Raw genomic sequence first — 21,509 nt, 5'->3', positions numbered from 1 at the left:
ATGGGCCTCCTCAAGACTGCGGTTGGCGCGAGCCGACATTGCGGCAGGCGGGTTCTCGTGGTCGATGACGGGAATCCTTTGCTGCGTTGGCTCGTTCCCGATAAGAGACATCCAACGCCCGGGAGGCAAGCAAACATGGGCGAGCGAGTTCTCCGAGGCACCCGCCTCGGTGCGATTAGTTACGAGACCGACCGGCACACCGAGCTGGCACCGCGTCGCGACGTGGCGTTCGACTGCCCACGCGGTCACAAGTTCACCGTGCCTCTCGCCGCCGACGCCGACATCCCGGCCACCTGGGAGTGCAAGGCGTGCGGGGCCATCGCGATCCTCGTCGACGGCAGCCTGCCCGAGGAGAAGCCCGCGAAGCCGCCGCGCACGCACTGGGACATGCTCATGGAGCGGCGTACCACCGAGGACCTCGAGGAGGTCCTCGCCGAGCGCCTGGCAGTTCTGCGGGGTCACGACCGCAAGTCGGCCTGATCGACTGCCGGCCCACCGCCGGCACCTAGGACCGCCAGGTCACGTGTTCGACCCCCCCCGAATGCGTGACCTGGCTCTTTCATGTCCGCCCTCGACGTGGGTGCGGCGTGGTGTCGAGCGGCGGCCGGTGATCCCCCAGGCCGTCACCCGCCACAGCGCCTCCGCGACGATCGTGCGGCTCATCTTGCTCGCTCCGGCGGTCCGCTCGACGAACGTGATCGGCACCTCGCGCACCCGGAAGCCCGCCTGCCAGGCCCGCCAGGCCAGGTCGATCTGGAAGCAGTAGCCCTGCGAGGCGACCCGGTCGAGCGGCAGCGACTCGAGCACCCGCCTGCGGTAGGCGCGGTATCCGCCGGTGGCGTCCTTCAACGGCAGCCCGAGCATGACCCGGGTGTAGACGTTGCCGCCCCGTGACAGCAGCATGCGGGCCGCCGGCCACTGCCGCACCTCGCCACCGCTGACCCACCGCGAGCCGAGCACCAGGTCGGCGTCGGCCAGCGCCTCGAGAAGCCGTGGCAGCTCCTCGGGCGCGTGCGAGCCGTCGGCGTCCATCTCCACGACCGCGTCGTAGCCGCGTTCCAGCGCCCACCGGAACGCCGCGATGTACGCCGCACCGAGGCCGGCCTTCTCACTGCGGTGCATGACGTGGACCTGCGGGTCGCCCGCGGCCAGCTCGTCGGCCAGGTCGCCGGTGCCGTCGGGGCTGCCGTCGTCGACGACGAGGACGTCGGCCGAGGGCACGGCGGCGCGCAGCCGGGCAAGCGTGTGCGGCAGGTTGTCACGCTCGTTGTAGGTGGGCATCGCGACCAGCACCCGGTCGATGTGGTCGTTCACCCGTGCTGCTCCCCTGTCTGCTGACGGCGGCGGAGGGCGACGGCGACGGCCAGGACGACCACACCCGTCAACGCGATCCCCCGCTCGGGCCAGGCGCCCATCCGGTCGGCAAGGGTGCGTTCGCTGCGCAGCGGCACGTCGGCGGAGAGCATCGCCGGCCGGAAGACCCCGGTGCGCTGCAGCACGGTGCCGTCGGGAGCGACGACCGCACTGACGCCGCTCGTGGCGGCGACGACTGCGGCGCGACCGTGCTCGACCGCGCGCAGCCGGGTGATCGCCAGCTGCTGCGCCGGTTCGCCGCCGTAGCCGTCGTCGGTGCGGTGCTCGTAGGTGGCGTCGTTGGTCTGCACGACCAGCAGCCGGCCGCCGCCGTTGACCGCCTCGCGGACCACGCCGTCGTCGGCCACCTCGAAGCAGATGACGTCGGCGATGGTGGCGGGCCCGAGGGTGAGGACGCCGGGCCGGTGGCCGGGGACGAAGTCGTTGGGCACCAGCGACAGCCGGCCGATGAGTCCGCCGAGCTCGGCGCGGAACGGCACGTACTCGCCGAACGGCACGAGGTGCTGCTTGACGTAGATCTGGGTCGCACCCTTGACGGGGTCCCACACGATGCCGGTGTTGCGGACGTGCCGCGGGCCCGGGCCGTTGAGCACCGCGCCCACCAGGGTCGGCACGCCGATCGACCGGACCGCCCCCTCGATGAGCGCGCGGGTCTGCGCGTCGACGAACGGGTCGAAGTCCGAGGAGTTCTCGGGCCACACGACTACCTGCGGCGCCGGACGGCGGCCGGCCTGCACCTCGGCGGCGAGCCGCTCGGTGACCGCCGCGTGGTTGCGCACCACGGCGCGGGCCTGCGCGAACTCGTCGAGGCCCAGCCGCGGCACGTTGCCCTGGACGATCGCGACCCGGAGGTGGCGCGCTCCCCCGGTGCCCACGGGCACGGCAAGCCCGGCGAGGACCACGGCGGCGAGGCCGGCGAGTGCCGGCAGGACCAGTCGGACGTCGACGCGGCGGCGTACGCCGGACAGCACGAGCCACGCGAGCAGGCCACCGCCCAGAGCGACGGCGAACGTCACCAGCGGAGCGCCGGCGACGGCGGCGTAGCGGAGCAGCGGGCCGCCGTCCTGCCCGAAGCCCAGGCGCCCCCAGCTGAAACCGCCGAACGGCACCCGGCTGCGCCCGAACTCCTCGGCCACCCACAACGCGGCGCCCCACAGCGACCAGGCCGGCAGCCGCCCGACGGCGGCCAGGCCGGCGCCGAGCGCGGCGAGCCAGATCGCCTGGGTGAGCGCGAGGACCAGCCAGGCGTCGATCCCGATGACGCGCAGCCAGGTCAGCAGGCAGACGAATTGCACCAGCCCGGCCACCAGCCCGACGAGGGCCGCGACCCGGGCCCGGGCGCCGTAGCAGGCCAGCCAGAGCAGCGCGACCCCGGCGAGCGCGAGCGGCCACAGGTCCAGCGGCGGGAACGAGGTCCAGACTGCCAGTCCCCCGACGGCGCCGGTGGCGACCCGAGCGGGAACCGACCAGCGCAGGACGCGGGTGCGCGAGGGGCGACGGTGCCGGCCGCGCACGGCTTCCGGTTGCAGCGCGGTCAGCGTGCCGGTCACCCCGTCGAGGCTACCGGCAGGGCGCGGCGCGGACGTGACGGGTGCAGGGCCCAGGCGGCCTTCGGACCAATGTCTTCCCACCGGCTGTGGGGACGGACACTGTTGTCTACTGGCCGCCCGGACCCTCCCCTGCCTGCGCGCCCGCACTCCGGGGGCGCAGCGCTGTTTCCGGCGAAGCCTGGCACCACACGACGCTTGCGCGCCGCGCTGACCTCGCCGGAGCCTCCGGGCGGAGGCCGTCCCCGTACGTGCGGTGTCCTACTGGACCGGGGCACCGTACAGACTCGGGCCCCTTTCCTGTCAACCGGTGTCCTGACCTGCGCAAACGCGCGTCGTTGCAGGTCAGAGCGGCGTTCTGCGCTCCTGATACCGGCAAAATCAGCCGTAAGGAGGATGTCCGGCCGAAGCCCGTGGCTCGCTCTCGCTAGCCTTCGGCCCCGTGACGTCGCCCACCGGCGCGCCGTGGTGGCGCGACGCCGTCTTCTACGAGATCTACATCCGCAGCTTCGCCGACGCCGACGGCGACGGGGTCGGTGACCTGGCCGGCATCCGGTCGCGGCTGCCGTACCTGCGCGACCTCGGTGTGGACGCGCTGTGGCTCACGCCGTTCTACCGCTCCCCGCAGGCCGACCACGGCTACGACGTGGCCGACCCGCGCGCGGTCGACCCGCTGTTCGGGACGCTGGACGACTTCGACGCCCTGGTCGCCGACGCCCACGCCGCCGGCCTGCGCGTCACCGTCGACGTGGTGCCCAACCACAGCAGCACCGCGCACCCGTGGTTCCAGGCGGCGCTGCGCGACGGGCTGTCCGGTGCGGCCCGGGCCCGCTACCTGTTCCGCGACGGCCGCGGTCCCGACGGAAGCGAGCCGCCCAACAACTGGCGGTCGATGTTCGGCGGGCCCGCGTGGACGCGGCTGCCGGACGGCCAGTGGTACCTGCACCTGTTCGCCCCCGAGCAGCCCGACCTCGACTGGCGGCACCCGGACGTGCCCGCCGACTACGAGCGCACGTTGCGGTTCTGGCTCGACCGCGGGGTCGACGGCTTCCGGATCGACGTGGCGCACATGCTCTTCAAGGCCGCCGGGCTGCCCGACGACCCGACCGGCACGCCGAACCTCATGGCGGACCGGCTCGACCCCACCCCGATCTGCAACCAGCCCGAGGTGCACGACGTCTACCGCGCCTGGCGGCGGGTTCTGGACTCGTACGCCGGAGACCGGATGGCCGTCGGCGAGGTCTGGCTCGGCGACGCCCACGAGGTGGCGAGGTACGTCCGTCCCGACGAGCTCCAGCTCGCCTTCAACTTCCGGCTGCTGTTCGCGCCCTGGTCCGCCGGCCGGCTGCGCACGGCGATCGATCGGTCCCTCGCCGAGCTCGGCACCGTGGGCGCCCCGACCACGTGGGTGCTGGCGAACCACGACGTCCCGCGCGCGGTCTCCCGCTACGGCGCCGGCGAGACCGACGGCGCACTCGGGCTGCGGCGCGCCCGCGCGGCCGCCCTGCTGCTGCTCGCCCTGCCCGGCCCGGCGTACCTCTTCGCCGGCGAAGAGCTGGGGCTGCCCGACGCGGACCTGCCCGACGAGGTCCTGCAGGATCCGGTGTGGGAGCGCTCCGGCCACACCATCCGCGGCCGCGACGGATGCCGGGTGCCGATGCCGTGGTCGGGTGACGCCCCGCCCTACGGTTTCTCGCCGGGCCCCGTCGGCACCTGGCTGCCCCAGCCGGCCAACTGGTCGCAGCGCACGGCGGCGGCGCAGGACGGCGACGCGGGCTCGACGTTGACGCTCTACCGCACCGCTCTCGGCCTGCGCCGCAGCGAACCGGCCCTCGGCGACGGCGCGCTGCGGTGGTTGGACGCCCCGCCGGACGTGCTGGTGTTCGCGCGGCCCGCACCCGCCGGCGGGCGGGCGATCGTCTGCGCGGTCAACCTCGGCGCCGAGCCGGTCGACGTGCCTGCAGGCGACGTCCTGATCAGCAGCGGCGACCTGCTCGACGGGCGGCTGCCCACCGACACGGCGGTGTGGGTGGCCGGCTGAGCCGGTGGCGGCGTACGTCGGCGAGCCTGGAGGGATCCGAACGGCAGGGTGGCCGCGCTGCCCACCATCACCGCGTTAGCAGCGATGAACGCGACCGACCCCTGCCGTTCGGTACAGGACCGTGTCCATGAGTGCTCCCGTCCCCGCCGGGCCCGAGGGTCCGACACTCGGGACGAGCCGGTCTCGCCACTCACTCCCCGAACGACTCAGGCGACCGTATTCGCCGGGGCTCTCGCCCCGACACGCCGTTCGGATCTCCGTGTCCCGTCCGTCCCCGGCGGCGCCGGGAACGAGAGCAACGTCGGCCGATCCCCCCGTGGACTTGAGCCGCCGAAGGGGTCGATCGAGGGCCGAGACGGTCAGGGGCTGGCCAGCACGCCGGTGATGACGATGCCGGCCACCGCGAAGACGAGCATGACCAGCAGGACGATGCGCATCTGCCGTTCGGACTTGTCGTTGGCCACGGCAGATTCCTGCCACGATCCGCCCGCGATCATGCAAGATGAGACGGGACGCAAGGCAGGACGGAGTGAAGGTCATCTCCACCACGGACGGTTCGACCGGTCGGCACCGTAGGCGCCGCCGGCTCCCGTGGCTCACCGCGGTCGCCGTCGTCTGCGTGCTGCTCGGCGGCTACCTGATCGCGCACGTCATCCTCTACCGCGACCACAGCAGCTCGGCCGGGCATGCCCTGGTCGAGCGCGCAACCCGCAACATCGACCGGGTGCTCGCCAGCCCGACGCCGGGGTGCGCCCGGCCGCCTGACCCGAAGAAGGTCCACCCCGGCGACCTCGTCGGTGTGCTGAAGATCCCGGCCCTGAAGCTGACCGCACCGGTCGTCGAGGGCGTCGAGGAGGGTCAGCTGTCGATCGCCGTCGGGCACCTGTCGACGAGCGCCTGGCCGGGCAGCAAGGGCACCAGCGTCCTGGCGGCGCACGACGTCACGTGGTTCAGCCGCATCGACCACCTGCGCCCCGGTGACGAGTTCACCCTGCAGCACGGCTGCGCCGTCGACACCTACCGCGTCAGCGAGCACAAGGTCGTGAAGAAGGGCTCACCGCTCTACCACGCTGCCACGCCACAGGTCGTCCTCGAGACCTGCTGGCCGACGACCGCGCTCTACTGGACCAACGACCGCTACCTCGTCTTCAGCGACCTCGTCGACACGAAGGTCGCGCTCGGGGTGGCCCAGGACCAGCTGCCGCCGGAGGGCGACCCGTTCGTCGACGACACCGTGGAGCGGGTGGCGCAGGGCAGCCCCTCGGTGCCGCACGGCACCCTGCAGATCACCGGGACCGCCGACGACGGCTGGCGGCAGTCCAACCAGCCGCTGCTGCTCGCGCACGCCGCCATCTCCAACTACCGGGCCGGCCTGGTCGCGCTCACCGAGGAGAACGACAGCATCTGGCGGCACGTCGACCCGCACCAGCCGCGACCCGCGCTCGCGCACCCCGGCAGGTCGAGCATCGGCGAGCACCTCCAGCAGCTCGACATCCAGGCGGAAGTGGTCGGTCAGGTCGTGCGCGCGGTGCGCACCACCTCCGCCGTCCATCTCCTCGGCCAGGGCTCCTACCGGATCACCACGCGCCAGGTCGTCACGGAGGGCAAGCTCCGGGTCGCCAACTGGTCGATGACGCTGCTGTCGGCCGACCCCTACTCCCCCACGCCGACGCCTTCGGCCAGCGCGACGCCGACGAAGGCACCCGCGCCCGCGACTTCGACCACCAAGCCCGCGCCCAAGCCCACGAGCCCCACGCCGACGGCGACCTCTCCCAAGCCGTCGCCCAAGCCGACCACTCCCCCGCCGAGCCCACCGCCCAGCGTCCCGCCGAGCGAGTCACCCACTCCCACGGCGACGGGCACACCCTGACCGGAGTCTCCCGCTAGGGCTGGGTGAGATGGCGGCCGATGACCATCCGCTGGATCTGGTTCGTTCCCTCGAAGATCTGCATGACCTTCACCTCGCGCATGTAGCGCTCGACCGGGAAGTCGGCCGTGTACCCCGCGCCGCCGAGCACCTGCACCGCGTCGGTCGCCACCCGCATGGCGGTGTCGGTGGCGAGGAGCTTGGCCATGGACGCCTGGGCCGAGTAGGGCTTGCCGGCGTCCCGGCGCCGGGCGGCCGTGAGGTAGAGCGAGCGGGCCGCCTCCACCCCCGTCGCCATGTCGGCGAGCAGGAACGCCACGCCCTGGAAGTCGGCGATCGGCTGGCCGAACTGCCGCCGCTGCCGCGCGTAGGCGACCGCTTCGTCGAGGGCCGCCTGCGCCACCCCGGTGGCGATGGCGGCGATGCCGAGGCGCCCGCCGTCGAGGGCCGACAGCGCGATGCGGAAGCCATCCCCCTCGGCGCCGACGAGCCGCCCGGCCGGGACCCGTGCCCGGTCGAGCACGACCTGCGCGGTGGGGCTGGCGCGCAGCCCCATCTTGCGCTCCGGCGGCTGGGGCACCAGGCCCGGCGTGTCGGCCGGTACGAGCAGCGTCGAGATGCCCCGGGTGCGGTGCTCGCCGGTGCGGCAGAAGACGTTGTAGAAGTCCGCGACCCCGCCGTGGGTCACCCACGCCTTGGTGCCGTCGAGCACGTAGTCGTCCCCGTCGCGGACCGCGCGGGTCTGCAGTCCCGCCGCGTCACTTCCCGACTGCGTCTCGGACAGGCAGTAGGCGCCCACCGACGACCCGTCGAGCATCGCCGGCAGCAGGTCGCGGCGCTGCTCCTCGGTGCCGAACTCCGCGACGGGGTACGCCGCGAGGCTCTGCACCGAGACGCCGAGGGCTACCGCGGCCCAACCGGCCGCCAGCTCTTCCAGCACCTGCAGGTAGACCGTGTAGGGCTGGGCGCCGCCGCCGTAGCCGACGGGATAGGTGAGGCCCAGCAGCCCCGCCTCGCCGAGCAGCCGGAACACCTCGCGCGGGAACTCGCCCCGCTCCTCGTGCTCCGCCGCGCGCGGCTTGAGCTCGCGCTCGGCGAGGTCGCGGGCCAGGCCGACGATGGCACGGGCCTCGTCGCTCGGGAGCTCGCGGTCGACCGGCATGTCAGAGGGTCACGAGGTCGCGGCGTACGACGTTGAGCCGGTCGACCCCGTCGTCGGTGACGGCGACGATGTCCTCGATGCGGGCGCCGTGCCGGCCGGGCAGGTAGATCCCCGGCTCGATCGAGAAGCACATCCCCGGCGCGAGCAGCTCCTCGTTGCCGTCGACGACGTAGGGGTCCTCGTGCTCCTCGAGGCCGATGCCGTGGCCGGTGCGGTGCACGAAGTAGGCGCCGTAACCGGCGGCGTCGATGACCTGCCGCGCGGCCCGGTCTATCGAGGCGGCACTCACCCCGGGGCGGACGGCCGCGCAGGCCGCCTCCTGCGCCTCCTGGAGCACGGCGTAGTAGTCGGCGAAGTCGCGCGGCGGCGTGCCGACGACGTAGGTGCGGGTCTCGTCGGAGCAGTAACCGTCGGCGGTGGTCCCGCCGATGTCGACGACGACCGGGTCGCCGGCTTCGATCGTGCGGGAGCCGGTGTCGTGGTGCGGGCTCGCCCCGTTGGGTCCCGAACCGACGATCACGAAGTTCACCGCCGCGTGCCCCTCGTCGAGGATCGCCTGGGCGATGTCGCGGCCGACCTCGCGCTCGGTGCGACCCGGGCGCAACCACTCCCCGATCCGTTCGTGCACCCGGTCGATCGCCTCGCCGGCGCGGCGCAGGGCCGCCACCTCCGCGACCGTCTTGCGGATCCGCAGGCGGCGCATCACCTCCCCGGCGAGCTGGTGCTCGGCGGCCGGCAGCGCGCGGCGAAAGCGCATCTCCTGCTCGGCCCACATCCGGTCGGCCACGGCGACCCGCGCGGGTTCGCGACCCAGGGCGGCCCGCACCCGGTCGGCGACGGTCGCATAGGCGTCGCCGGTCTCGCCCACACCGACGATGTCGATGCCGAGGCGGGCGGCAGGGCTGGCCAGCGCGGCAGGGCGTTCGAGCTCGGGCACGACCAGGACGGGCTCGCCGGAGGCCGGGACGGCGAGGCAGGTCAGCCGCTCCAGCGGCAGGGCGGCGTAGCCGGTGAGGTAGCGCAGGTCGGCGCCGGGGGTGAGCAGCAGGACGTCGATGCCGGCCGTCGCGGCCGCCTGCCGGGCCCGGTCGAGGCGGTCGCGGGGGTAGAGCCCGTCGGAGTCCACCACGTCAGCCTAGGCGCACGATCAGGGCCACTCCCGGCGTGCACGAACCACGCAGGAGTGACCCTGGTCGAGCGGGAGCAGGATCGCCGAGGCTACTTCGGCGGCATCCGCAGGGCGCCGTCGAGCCGGAACGTCTCGCCGTTGAGGTAGTCGATCTCGGCGATGGCGCGCACCAGCTTGCCGTACTCCTCCGGGCGGCCGAGTCGCTTCGGGAACACGACGTCCTTGGCCAGCGCGGCCTTCTGCTCGTCGGGGAGCATGCCGAGCAGCGGCGTGTCGAACAGCCCGGGGGCGATGGTGCAGACCCGGACGCCCACCGGCGCGAGGTCACGCGCGGCCGGCAGCGTCATGCCGACGATGCCGCCCTTGGACGCCGAGTAGGAGATCTGCCCGATCTGGCCGTCGAAGGCGGCGACCGAGGCGGTGCCGACGAGGACGCCGCGCGAGCCGCTCTCCAGCGCCTCGGTCTGGCTGATCGCCGAGCCGGCGATGCGCCAGAAGTTGAACGTCCCGATCAGGTTGACCTCGACGATCTTCTTGTAGGCACCGAGGTCGTGGGGGGTGCCGTCGCGGCCGACGATGCGGGACGCCCAGCCGATGCCGGCGCAGGCCACGCCGATCCGCAGCGGCGCGCCGGTGGCGACCGCCTGGTCGACGGCGTTCTGGACCTGGCCCTCGTCGGTCACGTCGGTCGAGACGAAGACGCCGCCCAGCTCGTCGGCGAGGGCCTTGCCCTTGTCGGCGTTGAGGTCGGCGATGGTGACCTTGACACCCGCCGACGCGAGGACGCGTGCCGTCGCCTCACCGAGACCGGACGCGCCACCCGAGATGATGGCTCCTGCACCGTTGATATCCATGCGGGGGAATGTAGCCCGACACCGTCGTCAGGTTGATCGCGGGTCGCCCCGCTGCGCCATGCTGGCCGGGTGACCGCCGACCGCCTGATGGTGCTCGACGCACCTTCCCTTTACTTTCGTGCGTTTTTCGGCGTACCGGAGTCGGTGACCGCGCCCGACGGCACCCCGATCAACGCGGTCCGAGGGCTCGTTGACATGACCGCGCAGCTGGTCCGGAAGTACCGACCGCAGCGGCTGGTGGCGTGCATGGACGCCGACTGGCGGCCGGCGTTCCGGGTGGCCGCGCTCCCGGCGTACAAGGCTCACCGCGTCGGTCCGGGTGGCGGCGACCAGGCGCCGGAGGCGCTCAACGTGCAGGTGCCGATCATCGAGCAGGTGCTCGCCGCAGTCGGCATCCCGTGCGTGGGCGTTGCGGGCTTCGAGGCCGACGACGTCATCGGCACTCTGGCCGAGGCCCACGGCGGACCGGTCGACGTCGTCACCGGCGACCGTGACCTCTTCCAGCTGGTGCGCGACGACAAGCCGGTGCGGGTGCTCTACACCGCGCGTGGCGTTGCCCGGCTCGACGTGGTCGACGAGGCGGCGATCACCGAGAAGTACGGCGTGCCCGGCCGGTCCTACGGCGAGTTCGCGATGTTGCGCGGCGACCCGTCGGACGGCCTGCCCGGGGTTCCGGGGGTCGGCGAGAAGACGGCCGCGGCACTGGTCACGAAGTACGGCACGGCCGCGGAGGCGGCGCAGCACGAGCCGAAGGTGGCCCGGCACGCCGACTACGTGGCGGCTGCGGAGGTGGTCGTGCGCGTGGTGACCGACGTGCCGCTGCCGGTCTACGACGACCTGCTGCCGACCGCCCCGGCCGATCCCGAGGGGCTGGTCGCGCTGTGCGACCGCTGGGGTCTGGACAGCGCGTTGAACCGGCTCGGGGCCGCCCTTGCGTGGCAGCATGGAGGAAATGGCTGACGGTCCGTTCACGCTGCGCAACCGCCAGGACGCGATCGCGTCCGCGACCGACGGGGTGCTCGACGTCCTCGTCGTGGGGTTGGGCGCCACCGGCGCCGGCGTCGCGCTCGACGCGGCCAGCCGCGGTCTGCGGCTCGCCGCCGTGGAGATGGGCGACCTCGCCAGCGGCACCAGCAGCAAGTCGAGCAAGCTCATCCACGGCGGCCTGCGCTACCTGGAGCACTACGAGTTCGGCCTCGTGCTCGAGGGCGTCACGGAGCGCCAGCTGCTGATGCGCCTCGCGCCCCACCTCGTGCGGGCGATGGACTTCGTCTACCCGGTCTGGCCCGACACCGCGAAGCGGCGCCTGCTCGGCCTCGGCATGACGACCTACGACGTCTTCGCGGGCATGCGCAACGTCCGCCGGCATGACCGCATCACCGCCGAGGAGGCGATCGCGCTCGCGCCGGCCCTCGACGGTTCGGGTTGCGCCTACGCCTACGTCTACGGCGACTCCGCCACCGACGACGCCCGGCTGGTGCTCGCCGTCGTGCGGGCGGCCCGTAGCTTCGGGGCGAGCGTGCTGACCTACACCGAGGCGACCGGCCTGCTCTTCGACGGCGACGGCTCGGTGTGCGGGGCGACCGTGACCGACCGGCTGAGCGGTGACTCCTACGAGATCCGCGCGCGGCACGTCGTCAACGCCACGGGCGTGTGGGTCGACCGCCTGCTCGGGATGGCCAACCCGGGTCGCGGCGACCTCGTGCAGCCGAGCAAGGGCGTGCACCTCGTCGTACCCCACGCACGGTTGCCGCTCGACGACGCGAGCGTGCTGCTGCCGAGCAAGCAGGGCGACCAGCGGTCGATGTTCGCGATCCCCTGGGGCCGCCAGACGATCCTCGGCACCACCGACACGCCGTACGACGGCGCCCTCGACGAGGTGTCGGTGACGCAGGACGACCTCGACTACGTGCTCGCCGCCGGCAACGCCGTCTTCGACCGCGGGCTGACCGCCGACGACGTCGTGGGCGCCTGGGCGGGCGTGCGGCCGCTGCTGCGTTCGGGCGACGACCCCGAGTCGATGAGCGACGTCTCCCGGCGCCACGTGCTCTTCGACGACGACAACGGCCTGCTGACGATCACCGGCGGCAAGCTCACCACCTTCCGCCGGATGGCCAAGGACGTCGTCGACCGCATCGTGGAACGCGACGACAAGAAGGCCCGCTGCCGCACCGACGAGATCAACCTGGGGATGCACCACCGGCTGGCCGACTTCATCCGGGAGGTCACGGTGGTCGCCGACCAGCTCGGCCTTTCCGAGCAGGTGGCCAAGCTCCTGGTGCGCCAGCACGGCGACCACGCGCCCGACGTGCTCTCGCTCGTGGCGGCCGACCCGTCGCTCGGCGAGCCCCTGTCTCCCGCCGCCGACCACATCGCGGCCGAGGTCGTCTACGCGGCCCGCGCCGAGGGTGCGGCGACGCTCGACGACGTGTTCAGCCGCCGCACGCGGTTGTCGTTGCGCGATCGCGACGCGGCCCTGCCGTCGGCCGGCCGGGCCGCGCGGCTGCTCGCCGAGGAGTTCGGTTACGACGAGCGGTGGGTGGCGGGGCAGCTCGACGCCTACGTCGACGCCGTACGCACCGAGCGTGGCGTCGTCGGCCTGCCGACGCCCTCCGCGGCCTGAAAGCCGCGCCGTCAGCCGACCGAGGAGTAGGCCACCACACCGCGGTCCAGGGCCCGGATCGCCGCGCGGGCGGTCGCACGTAACGGTTCCTCGGCGACGTCCTCGATCTGACCGAGCAGGTCGAGCAGCTGCTTGACCCAGCGCACGAAGTCGCCCGCCGGCAGGTCGGTCTCCGTGAGCACGGTGTCGAGCGGGTGGCCGCTCGCCCAGCGGTGCGCCGCCCAGGCGAAACCCGCGTCGGGCTCGCGCAGGAAGTTGAGCCGGTGGTCGCTCTCGGCGTCCTTGAGCCGCACCCACAGCCGCTGCATCTCGGTGAGGGTGGGGCGCACCCGGCCACCGGGCAGCCTCGGCGGCCCGGCTTCCTCGCGGCGGGCCTCGTAGGCCACCGAGGACACGACGGCGGCCAGCTCCGGCGCGGACAGCCCGTCCCAGAGCCGCCGGCGAATGCACTCGGCGACGAGCAGGTCGGCGTCGTTGTAGATGCGCGCGAGCTGCGCGCCGGCCGGAGTCACCGTGTCGCCGTCGAGGTAACCACCGTCCTGGAGCAGCCGGCACACGCGGTCGAAGGTGCGGGCGATGGTGTTGGTGCGGCCCTCGACGCGACGTTCGAGCGCATCGGTCTCCCGGCGCAGCCGGTGGAAACGTTCGGCCCAGCGGGCGTGGTCCTCGCGCTCGGGGCACCGGTGGCACGGGTGGGCGCGCAGCTCGGCACGCAACCGGGCGATCTCCGGGTCGTCGGCCGCGCCCGACGCCTGCCGCCGGGGCCGGCCGGTGCCCTCCTCGACTCCGGTGTTGCGCATGCTCGAGACCAGGTCCCGCCGGCTCTTCGGGTTGCGGGAGTTGAAGCTCTTCGGCACCTTGACCCGCGCGAGCGGTTCGACCGGCACCGGGAAGTCGTGCACGGTCAGCTTCTTCACCTGCCGGTCCGCCGTGAGCACGGTCGGGCGCGGACCCTCGAGCCCCTCGGCCAGGCCGGGGTCGAGGACGACCGCGAGCCCCGCCCGTCGGCCGGCGGGGATCCGGATCACGTCGCCGGTCCGCAGCCGCTCCAGCGCGTTCGCTGCCTCGGCCCGCCGTGACGCGGCGCCCCGCCGGGCCAGCTCGGCCTCGCGGTCGGTGAGGCGACGCCGCAGTCCCGCGTAGTCCGCGAAGTCGCCCAGGTCGCAGGTCATCGCCTCGCGGTAGCCCTCGAGCGCCTCTTCGTTGCGGCGCACCTGGCGGGCCAGGCCGACGACCGAGCGGTCGGCCTGGAACTGCGCGAACGACGACTCCAGCAGCTCGCGCGCGGTGTGCCGGCCGACCTTGCCGACGAGGTTGACGGCCATGTTGTACGACGGGCGGAAGCTGGAGCGCAGCGGATAGGTGCGGGTGGAGGCGAGGCCGGCGACGTGCTTGGGGTCGACGCCCGGCGTGTAGAGCACGACGGCGTGCCCTTCGACGTCGATCCCGCGCCGGCCGGCGCGACCGGTGAGCTGGGTGTACTCCCCCGGCGTGATGTCGACGTGGGCCTCGCCGTTCCACTTCGACAGGCGCTCGAGCACGACCGTGCGCGCGGGCATGTTGATGCCGAGTGCCAGGGTCTCGGTGGCGAAGACCGCCTTGACCAGCCCCCGGACGAACAGCTCCTCGACCACTTCCTTGAACGTCGGCAGCATGCCGGCGTGGTGGGCGGCGAGCCCGCGCTCGAGCCCGTCGAGCCACTCGTGGTAGCCCAGGACGCCGAGGTCCTCGTCGGGTAGGTCCCGGGTCCGCTGCTCGACGTGGTGGCGGACGTCGCGGGCCTCGGCGGCCGAGTTGAGCCGCAACCCGGCGCGCAGGCACTGCGCCACCGCCTGGTCACAGCCCTGCCGGCTGAAGATGAAGGTGATCGCGGGCAGCATGCCCGCGCGGTCGAGCTCCTCGACCACGTCGGGCCGGGCCGGTACCCACGGGCCTCGCCGGGGCCGTGGCCGGTCGCCGGGCCGGCTGCGCCGCGACCCACCGGGCCGGCCGAACCGGTCGTCCTCGCGGGCCACCCGCAGCAGCTCGGGGTTGACGTCGCTGTGCGCGTCGTCGGCGTAGAGGTCGTAGAGCCGGCGGCCGACCAGCATCGACTGCCACAGCGGCACCGGCCGGTGCTCCTCCACGATCACGGCCGTGTCGCCCCGCACCTCACCGAGCCACTCGCCGAACTCCTCGGCGTTGCTCACCGTGGCCGACAGCGAGACCAGGCGTACGTCGTCCGGCAGGTGGATGATCACCTCTTCCCAGACCGCGCCCCGGAACCGGTCGGCCAGGTAGTGCACCTCGTCCATGACGACATAGCCGAGTCCGCGCAGCGTGTCCGACCCGGCGTAGAGCATGTTGCGCAGCACCTCGGTCGTCATGACGACCACCGAGGCGTCGCCGTTGATCGAGTTGTCCCCGGTCAGCAGGCCCACGTCATCAGGCCCGTGCCAGGCCGACAGGTCGGCGTACTTCTGGTTCGACAAGGCCTTGATCGGCGTCGTGTAGAAGCACTTGCGTCCGGTCTGCAGCGCCAGGTGGGCCGCGAACTCACCGACCACCGTCTTGCCGGCGCCGGTCGGGGCGGCGACGAGCACGCCGCGGCCCGCCTCCAGGGCGCGGCAGGCCTCGTCCTGGAACGGGTCGAGGCCGAAGGAGTAGCGGGCGAGGAAGTCGGCCAGCACCGGCGACTGGCCGCGCCGCCGAGCGGCGGAGTAACGCTCGGCGGGGGAAGCCACGCTCGAAGGCTACCCAGCAGGCAGGCGCCGGCCGGGAGCCGAAGCCCCTACTGCGAGGGCTCCATCTCCAGCGGCGTCGCCTCGTCGTCGGGCACGTTGGCGTAGGGCGCCTCCGCCTCCTGGCGTGCCTTGCGGGCGTCGTGCGAGCGGGCGATCAGCAGCGCGACACCGAACAGCAGGCACATGGGCAGCGCCATGCCCGACATCGTGAACGGGTCGCCGGTCGGCGTGGCGACGGCGGAGAACGCGAAGATGCCGAACACGATTCCGCGCCACCAGCTGCGCATGCGCGCATAGGACAGCACGCCGGCCAGGTTGAGCAGGACGAGCGTCAGCGGGAACTCGAACGCCAGGCCGAAGGCCATCGCAAAGGTCGTCATGAACGACAGGTAGCTGTCGATCTTCAGTGCGGGCGTCAGGTTGCCCGACGCGAACCCGAGCAGGAACTCCAGGCCGTAACCCAGCATCAGGTAGGCCATCGCCACGCCGCCGGCGAACAGCGCGGTCGACGCGCCGACGAACGTCAACGCGTACTTGCGCTCGTTGGAGAGCAGCCCCGGCGTGATGAAGCGCCACAGCTGGTAGAGCCAGATCGGTGCGGCGACCAGGATGCCGGCGTACAGCGACACCTTCAGGCTCACCTGGAAGCCCTCGAGCACGCCGGTGACGATCAGCGAGCAGTCGTGCCCGCCGGTCAGGCGGTGCGCCTCCGGCAGCTTGCAGTAGGGCTTGGTGAGGAACAGCAGGATGCGTTCGTGGACGGCGAACGCACCAACTGAGGTGATGACGACCGCGACGCAGGACTTGAAGAGCCGGGAGCGCAGCTCGCCGAGGTGCTCGACGAGCGTCATGCGCCCGTCCGGTGCGGGCCGCGCCGTGCGCCGTCGAGGCATGGCCACGACGGCGGCCGGTCAGACGCTCTCGGAGTGCTGCGACGCGGCCGGCTGCGCGGCGGGTGCTGCCGGGGCCGCGGGTGCGGCGACCGGCTGCGCCGTTGCCTCGATCGCCGGCGGCGGGGCAACGGGTGCCGATGTCGCGACCGGAGCCGGCGGCATAGCGGTCGGGGTCTCGTCCTCGTGGAGGGTCTTGACCTCGGCCTTCAAGATCCGCATCGAGCGGCCGATGGACCTGGCCGCATCGGGCAGCTTCTTCGCGCCGAACAGCACGACGAAGACAACGGCGACGATGAGCAGGTGCCACGGGCTGAACTCGCCCATTGGACCATCCTTCCGGCGGGGAACCGACGCCCTGATCGTACGACGCAAAGTGCGCGACAGGGCCTCGACGCAGAAGTCCCCCGCGGAATCTTCCGCGGGGGACCTCTCGAGGGGGTGTGTCGGACTTACGAACGGGCGCCCGCGGTGGCGAGTGCCGCGAGGCGGTCGTGCCGCGAGAGCTGGAGCACGAAGTCGAGCAGGTCGTCGTAGGAGATCGTCGGGCCCGCCTTGGGCTCGAGCGCCTCGGCCGGGATCTCGAAGACCTGGGCGCGCACCCCGCCGGACATGAGCAGCGAGACGACGTGGTCGTCGGCCGGCTTGCGGACCTCGTCGCGGCACGTCGGGCAGACGAACGAGTAGTAGGACAGCGGCGCGTGGTTGCAGACCTGCAACGTGATGTCGGCGCTGGTCAGCTCGACTTCCCCGCAGCCCGGGCAGGACGCCTTGATCGTGGTCACGGCGGTGTCCTTTCGCACTCGCTGTCACCCTGATGGGTGAGTTCGATGACTGCATCGGCGGTGGTGCGAAAGTCCTTGAGTGCCGGTCGGCGCAACGTGACTAGTCACGAGGACCAACCCGGACCAACCCGGGCGTAGCGGCTCGGCTCAGCCCCCGTCGTACGCCGCAAGGGCGTCCGCGGCGTCGGCGCGCACCTGTGCGGCGAGCTCGTCGGGGGCGGCGACACGGCCGTGCGCGCCGAGCCGCAGCAGCAGCCGGCGGACCCAGCCGGTGTCGGGAGTGCGCAGGGCTACCCGCAGCCCGCCGTCGGGCAGCTCCTCGACCGACTCGCACGGGTAGTAGTCGGCGACCCACCGGGCGGCTGCGGCGAGCTCCAGGGTGACGAGCAGGTCGTCGGGCGCAGCGGTGAACACGCCGGCACTGAAGTCGTGCGGCCGTGCCTCCGCGGGCACCTCGGCGGGGACGTCGAGCAGCGTCAGGTCGAGCACGCGGTCGAGCCGGAAGAGGCGTACGTCCTCGACCCTCCGGCACCACGCCTCGAGGTAGGTGCGGCCGCCGGCCAGGACCAGCCGCATCGGGTCGACGTCGCGCTCGGTGGTCTCGTCGCGGCCGGGGACGTAGTAGGTGAGATGTATCCGCCGCCGCTCCTCGAGGCCGCGGGTAGCGACGGAGACGACGTCGGCCTCGCTCTCGACCGCCACCGCGACGCGGCCGGCCGGACCCGCCTCTCCCCCCACGGCGGACTCGACCTTCGCCAGGGCGCGGCGGACCGCGTCACTCGCGTCGACCCCGGGCACCTCCGCCAGCGTCCGCAGCGCCACGACCAGCGCGAGCGCCTCGTCGGCGGTGAGGCGCAACGGCCGGCTGATGGCGTCGGCGTTGTGCACGGAGACCCGGTCACCCTCGTAGACGACGTCGATCAGGTCACCCGGCCCGTGCCCGGGGAGGCCGCACACGAAGAGCAGGTTCAGGTCGGCCTCGAGCCGGGTGGGCGTGACCCCGAACTCGGCGGCGACGTCGGTGACCCGCTCCCCCGGGTGCGCGAGCAGCCATGGCACCAGCGCGAGCAGGCGCGGCAGCTGGTCGCCGGCGGCGGCCATCAGACCGCACCTGCGGCTGCCCGCAGGCGCCGGATGACGGCGTCGCGTACCTCCGCCGGCTCGAGGACCACGACGTCGGCGCCGTAGCCGGCGATCCACTCCGCGAAGCGGTCGGCATCGGCGTAGTCGTGGGTCACGACGTCCCAGCCTTCCGCGCTGCTCTCCTGCTGCGCGTTGCGACGCAGGTCGGCGGCGCGGCCGGCGCGGACCCGCAGGCGTGCGGTTGCCGCGGGTTCCTCGTGCGCGATGCCGGCGACCTCGCGGACCAGGTCGACGTCGGCGGGAGGCACGACGGCCCCCTCCGCGCCGACCGGTCGCACGTCCCCGGTGACCCGGCTGAGGCGGAACACCCGGGTCGCCCCGCGGTCGCGATCGTGGCCGACGGCGTACCAGCGACCGCGCCAGCTGACGATGCCCCACGGCTCGACGTGGCGCTCGGCCGCGGCGGCCGCGCCCACCGGGCGGTACGGGAACCGGACGGCCTGACCGGCCCGCACCGCGGCGAGCAGCGGCGCGAACGCATCCTCGGTCGCCTCTACCCGCGGCTCGAGCGCGCCGCTGACCCGCCCGTCGGTCTCGATCCCGGCGGCCTGCAGCTTCAGCACCGCCCGCGACGCCGGCTCTGACAGCACCGCCGTCTGCCACAACCGGGCGGCCAGCCCGATCGCGGCGGCCTCGTCGGCCTCCAGCGCGATGTCCTGCAGCTCGTAGTCGCCCCGCGCGATCCGGTAGCCCGGCTCGTCGTCCCAGACGCTGTCGGAGCCGGTCTCCAGCGGGATGCCGAGGTCGCGCAGCTCCTCCTTGTCGCGCTCGAACATCCGCCGGAACGCCTCGTCGCTCGCGCAGTCGTCGTACTGCGGGACGGCGCGGCGGATCTGCTCGGCCGTGAGGTGCCGGCGGGTGGCGAGCAGGCAGATCACGAGGTTGAGCAGCCGCTCGGTCTTGCGGGCGGACACGGTTGGCCACGCTAGCGCGGGCCGGCCGGATCGCTAGCCTCCGACGCGTGATCCGGTGGCGAGCGGGGCAGGTGCGCGCCATCGCCCGTTCCTGGCCTGGTGCCGTCGAGCTGGACGTCGAGGTCGACGACGGGGTGATGCGAGCGCTGGCCTACCCCTCGCTCGTCGGGCATCCGGGCGTGGGGGACACGGTCCTGCTGAACACGACCGCTCTCGACCTGGGTCTGGGCACGGGCGGCTACGCCCTGGTCGTCGCGCTGCCCGAGCGGTTGCCATCCGACACGGACGAGCCCGGGCACCTGGTCAAGGCGCGCTACACGCCGATGCAGACGGTGGTGCTCGGCGTCGACGAGCAGGACTCGCCGCACCACCCGCTTCTCGCGGACGGCGACGACATCGCCGCGATGCCGGTCGTCGTCGCCGACCTGCACTCGGCTCTCCCCGCCGTGGTCGCGGGTCTGCGCGATCGCCGGCCGGACGCCCGCGTCGTCTACGTCATGACCGACGGCGGGGCGCTGCCGCTCTGGTTCTCGCGCACGGTGGCCGCACTGCGTGACGCGGGCTGGCTCGCCGGCGCGGTCACGGTCGGACAGGCCTACGGCGGCGACGTCGAGGCCGTGACCGTGCATACCGGTCTGCTGGCCGCCCGCCTGGTGCTCGGCGCGGACGTCGCGGTCGTGGCCCAGGGGCCGGGCAACCTCGGCACCGGCACGCGCTGGGGTTTCTCCGGCGTCACCGCGGGTGAGGCGGTCAACGCGGCGGCGGTGCTCGGCGGGCGCCCGATCGCCGCCCTACGGGTCAGCGAGGCCGACACCCGGGAGCGGCACCGTGGGGTGTCACACCACTCGCTCACGGCCTACGGCCGGGTCGCTCTCGTTCCGGCGGACGTCGCCGTCCCGTTGCTGGACGGCGACCTCGGCGCCCGGGTGCGAGAGCAGGTGGTCGCGTTGGGCGAGCGGCACCGGCTCGTCGAGGTCGCCGTCGACGGTTTGTACGACGCGCTGCGCGGGACTCCCGTCCCGTTGTCGACCATGGGCCGCGGGCTCGACGCCGATCCGTCGTACTTCCTCGCGCAGGCGGCGGCCGGGCGGCACGCCGCCGCGCTGCTCACATCGACGCGATGAGCTTGTCGACGCGTTCGTCGACCGCGCGGAACGGGTCCTTGCACAGCACGGTGCGTTGGGCCTGGTCGTTGAGCTTGAGGTGCACCCAGTCGACGGTGAAGTCGCGGCGCTTGTCCTGCGCCCGCTTGATGAAGTCGCCGCGCAGGCGGGCCCGCGTCGTCTGCGGCGGTACCGACTTCGCCTCGAAGACCGCGAGGTCGGTGCTGACCCGCGCGACCGCGCCCTTGCGCTCGAGCAGGTAGTAGAGGCCGCGGTCGCGGTTGACGTCGTGGTAGGCGAGGTCGAGCTGCGCGACGCGGGGGCTCGACAGCGGCAGGTTGTGCTTGGCCCGGTAGCGCTCGATCAGCTGGTACTTGGTGATCCAGTCGATCTCGCGGGCGACCGGGTCCAGGTCACCGGACTCGATCGCGGTGAGGGTGCGGCCCCAGAGGTCGAGCACCCGCTCCGCCGTCGCGTCGCCGCCCCGGCGCTGCACGAAGTCGTTGGCCTTGGCGTAGTACTCGAGCTGGATCTCCAGCGCGCTGGCCTCGCGACCGTTGGCGAGCTTGACCCGCCGCCGACCGGTCATGTCGTGGCTGATCTCGCGAATCGCCCGGATCGCGTTGTCGAGGGTCAGGTCGCGCATGACCACGCCCGCCTCGAGCATCCGCAGCACGAGGTCGGTGGTGCCGATCTTCAGCAGGTTCGTGGTCTCACTCATGTTGGAGTCGCCGACGATCACGTGCAGGCGGCGGAACCTCTCGGCGTCGGCGTGCGGCTCGTCGCGGGTGTTGATGATCGGGCGGCTGCGCGTGGTGGCGCTGCTCACGCCCTCCCAGATGTGCTCCGCCCGCTGGCTCACGCAGTAGACGGCGCCGCGCGGGGTCTGCAGCACCTTCCCGGCGCCGCAGATGATCTGCCGGCTGACGAGGAACGGGATGAGTACGTCGGCCAGCCGGCTGAACTCCCCGTGCCGGCCGACCAGGTAGTTCTCGTGGCACCCGTAGGAGTTGCCGGCGGAGTCGGTGTTGTTCTTGAACAGGTAGATATCGCCGGCGATGCCCTCCTCGCGCAACCGCCGCTCGGCGTCCATGAGCAGACCTTCGAGGATCCGCTCCCCCGCCTTGTCGTGCGTGACGAGGTCGACGACGGTGTCGCACTCCGGGGTGGCGTACTCCGGGTGGCTGCCGACGTCGAGGTAGAGCCGCGCGCCGTTCTTCAGGAAGACGTTGCTCGACCGGCCCCAGGACACGACGCGTCGGAAGAGGTAGCGGGCGACCTCGTCGGGGCTCAGGCGGCGCTGGCCCCGGAACGTGCACGTGACGCCGTACTCGTTCTCCAGCCCGAAGATGCG

At 72.9% G+C, this 21,509-nt stretch carries 18 protein-coding genes; 6 read left to right on the top strand and 12 right to left on the bottom strand.

Translation table 11 applies throughout. The features are described 5' to 3' along the window. The first annotated feature begins 135 nt into the window (after nucleotides 1-135). Nucleotides 136-480, top strand: a complete 345-nt coding sequence (locus VFJ21_03035; protein ID HET7406096.1) for an RNA polymerase-binding protein RbpA — start codon at nucleotides 136-138, stop codon at nucleotides 478-480. Between the two features lie 39 nt (nucleotides 481-519). Here the strand turns inward: VFJ21_03035 and VFJ21_03030 are convergent, their stop codons facing one another. Continuing rightward, nucleotides 520-1,314: a polyprenol monophosphomannose synthase gene (locus tag VFJ21_03030; GenBank protein ID HET7406095.1), complete on the bottom strand. Its 795-nt coding sequence runs from the start codon at nucleotides 1,312-1,314 to the stop codon at nucleotides 520-522. Further along, complete coding sequence (gene lnt, locus VFJ21_03025) at nucleotides 1,311-2,924, bottom strand: apolipoprotein N-acyltransferase (protein HET7406094.1); 1,614 nt, start codon at nucleotides 2,922-2,924, stop codon at nucleotides 1,311-1,313. The genes VFJ21_03030 and lnt overlap by 4 nt, the downstream gene beginning before the upstream one ends. A 439-nt stretch (nucleotides 2,925-3,363) precedes the next feature. Between lnt and VFJ21_03020 the strand changes: the two genes are divergently transcribed. Beyond that, nucleotides 3,364-4,962 (top strand): glycoside hydrolase family 13 protein, encoded by a 1,599-nt coding sequence (locus VFJ21_03020; protein HET7406093.1) that lies wholly within the window; start codon nucleotides 3,364-3,366, stop codon nucleotides 4,960-4,962. Nucleotides 4,963-5,491: 529 nt separating this feature from the next. Beyond that, on the top strand, nucleotides 5,492-6,832 hold the full coding sequence (locus VFJ21_03015; protein ID HET7406092.1) for a sortase: 1,341 nt from the start codon (nucleotides 5,492-5,494) through the stop codon (nucleotides 6,830-6,832). A gap of 13 nt (nucleotides 6,833-6,845) precedes the next feature. Here the strand turns inward: VFJ21_03015 and VFJ21_03010 are convergent, their stop codons facing one another. From VFJ21_03010 to VFJ21_03000, 3 genes are all read right to left on the bottom strand, one after another. After that, nucleotides 6,846-7,991, bottom strand: a complete 1,146-nt coding sequence (locus tag VFJ21_03010; GenBank protein ID HET7406091.1) for an acyl-CoA dehydrogenase family protein — start codon at nucleotides 7,989-7,991, stop codon at nucleotides 6,846-6,848. Between the two features lies 1 nt (nucleotide 7,992). Beyond that, complete coding sequence (locus VFJ21_03005; GenBank protein HET7406090.1) at nucleotides 7,993-9,117, bottom strand: Xaa-Pro peptidase family protein; 1,125 nt, start codon at nucleotides 9,115-9,117, stop codon at nucleotides 7,993-7,995. A 92-nt stretch (nucleotides 9,118-9,209) separates the two neighbouring features. Next, nucleotides 9,210-9,974 (bottom strand): SDR family NAD(P)-dependent oxidoreductase, encoded by a 765-nt coding sequence (locus VFJ21_03000; protein ID HET7406089.1) that lies wholly within the window; start codon nucleotides 9,972-9,974, stop codon nucleotides 9,210-9,212. 87 nt (nucleotides 9,975-10,061) lie between these two features. Between VFJ21_03000 and VFJ21_02995 the strand changes: the two genes are divergently transcribed. Together VFJ21_02995 and VFJ21_02990 are read left to right on the top strand one after the other, a co-directional pair. Further along, nucleotides 10,062-10,934, top strand: coding sequence for a 5'-3' exonuclease H3TH domain-containing protein (locus tag VFJ21_02995; GenBank protein ID HET7406088.1), 873 nt, complete (start codon nucleotides 10,062-10,064; stop codon nucleotides 10,932-10,934). After that, entirely contained in the window at nucleotides 10,927-12,597 is a 1,671-nt protein-coding gene (locus VFJ21_02990) for a glycerol-3-phosphate dehydrogenase/oxidase (GenBank protein HET7406087.1), read from the top strand. The genes VFJ21_02995 and VFJ21_02990 overlap by 8 nt, the downstream gene beginning before the upstream one ends. Nucleotides 12,598-12,608: 11 nt before the next feature. On the opposite strand, the gene VFJ21_02985 is transcribed toward VFJ21_02990, so the two are convergent. The 6 genes from VFJ21_02985 to VFJ21_02960 all read right to left on the bottom strand — a co-directional run bounded on the left by VFJ21_02985 (nucleotide 12,609) and on the right by VFJ21_02960 (nucleotide 19,052). After that, a complete protein-coding gene (locus VFJ21_02985; GenBank protein HET7406086.1) occupies nucleotides 12,609-15,320 on the bottom strand; it encodes a DEAD/DEAH box helicase in 2,712 nt (903 codons plus the stop codon). Nucleotides 15,321-15,367: 47 nt separating this feature from the next. Beyond that, a complete protein-coding gene (gene tatC, locus VFJ21_02980; GenBank protein ID HET7406085.1) occupies nucleotides 15,368-16,171 on the bottom strand; it encodes a twin-arginine translocase subunit TatC in 804 nt (267 codons plus the stop codon). 60 nt (nucleotides 16,172-16,231) lie between these two features. Further along, nucleotides 16,232-16,537 (bottom strand): Sec-independent protein translocase subunit TatA, encoded by a 306-nt coding sequence (tatA, locus tag VFJ21_02975; GenBank protein HET7406084.1) that lies wholly within the window; start codon nucleotides 16,535-16,537, stop codon nucleotides 16,232-16,234. A gap of 125 nt (nucleotides 16,538-16,662) precedes the next feature. Further along, nucleotides 16,663-16,995 (bottom strand): hypothetical protein, encoded by a 333-nt coding sequence (locus tag VFJ21_02970; GenBank protein HET7406083.1) that lies wholly within the window; start codon nucleotides 16,993-16,995, stop codon nucleotides 16,663-16,665. A gap of 147 nt (nucleotides 16,996-17,142) precedes the next feature. Beyond that, nucleotides 17,143-18,096, bottom strand: coding sequence for a WYL domain-containing protein (locus VFJ21_02965; protein ID HET7406082.1), 954 nt, complete (start codon nucleotides 18,094-18,096; stop codon nucleotides 17,143-17,145). After that, nucleotides 18,096-19,052, bottom strand: a complete 957-nt coding sequence (locus tag VFJ21_02960; GenBank protein ID HET7406081.1) for a WYL domain-containing protein — start codon at nucleotides 19,050-19,052, stop codon at nucleotides 18,096-18,098. Before VFJ21_02960 ends, VFJ21_02965 begins: the two co-directional genes overlap by 1 nt. Before the next feature lie 47 nt (nucleotides 19,053-19,099). Here VFJ21_02960 and VFJ21_02955 point away from each other — a divergent pair, with 47 nt between their 5' ends. After that, entirely contained in the window at nucleotides 19,100-20,176 is a 1,077-nt protein-coding gene (locus VFJ21_02955) for a DUF3866 family protein (protein ID HET7406080.1), read from the top strand. Here VFJ21_02955 and pafA read toward each other — a convergent pair. Beyond that, nucleotides 20,160-21,509, bottom strand: a 1,350-nt coding sequence (pafA, locus tag VFJ21_02950) for a Pup--protein ligase (protein ID HET7406079.1), incomplete at its 5' end; no start/stop codon positions are given. The two genes, VFJ21_02955 and pafA, sit on opposite strands and share 17 nt — an antisense overlap.

It is taken from the genome of Mycobacteriales bacterium, from assembly GCA_035690485.1.
Taxonomy (GTDB): domain Bacteria; phylum Actinomycetota; class Actinomycetes; order JAFAQI01; family DASSKL01; genus DASSKL01.
The sequence above is the reverse complement of the archived record's forward strand: the minus strand, read 5'-3'. Positions and strand labels throughout refer to the sequence as shown.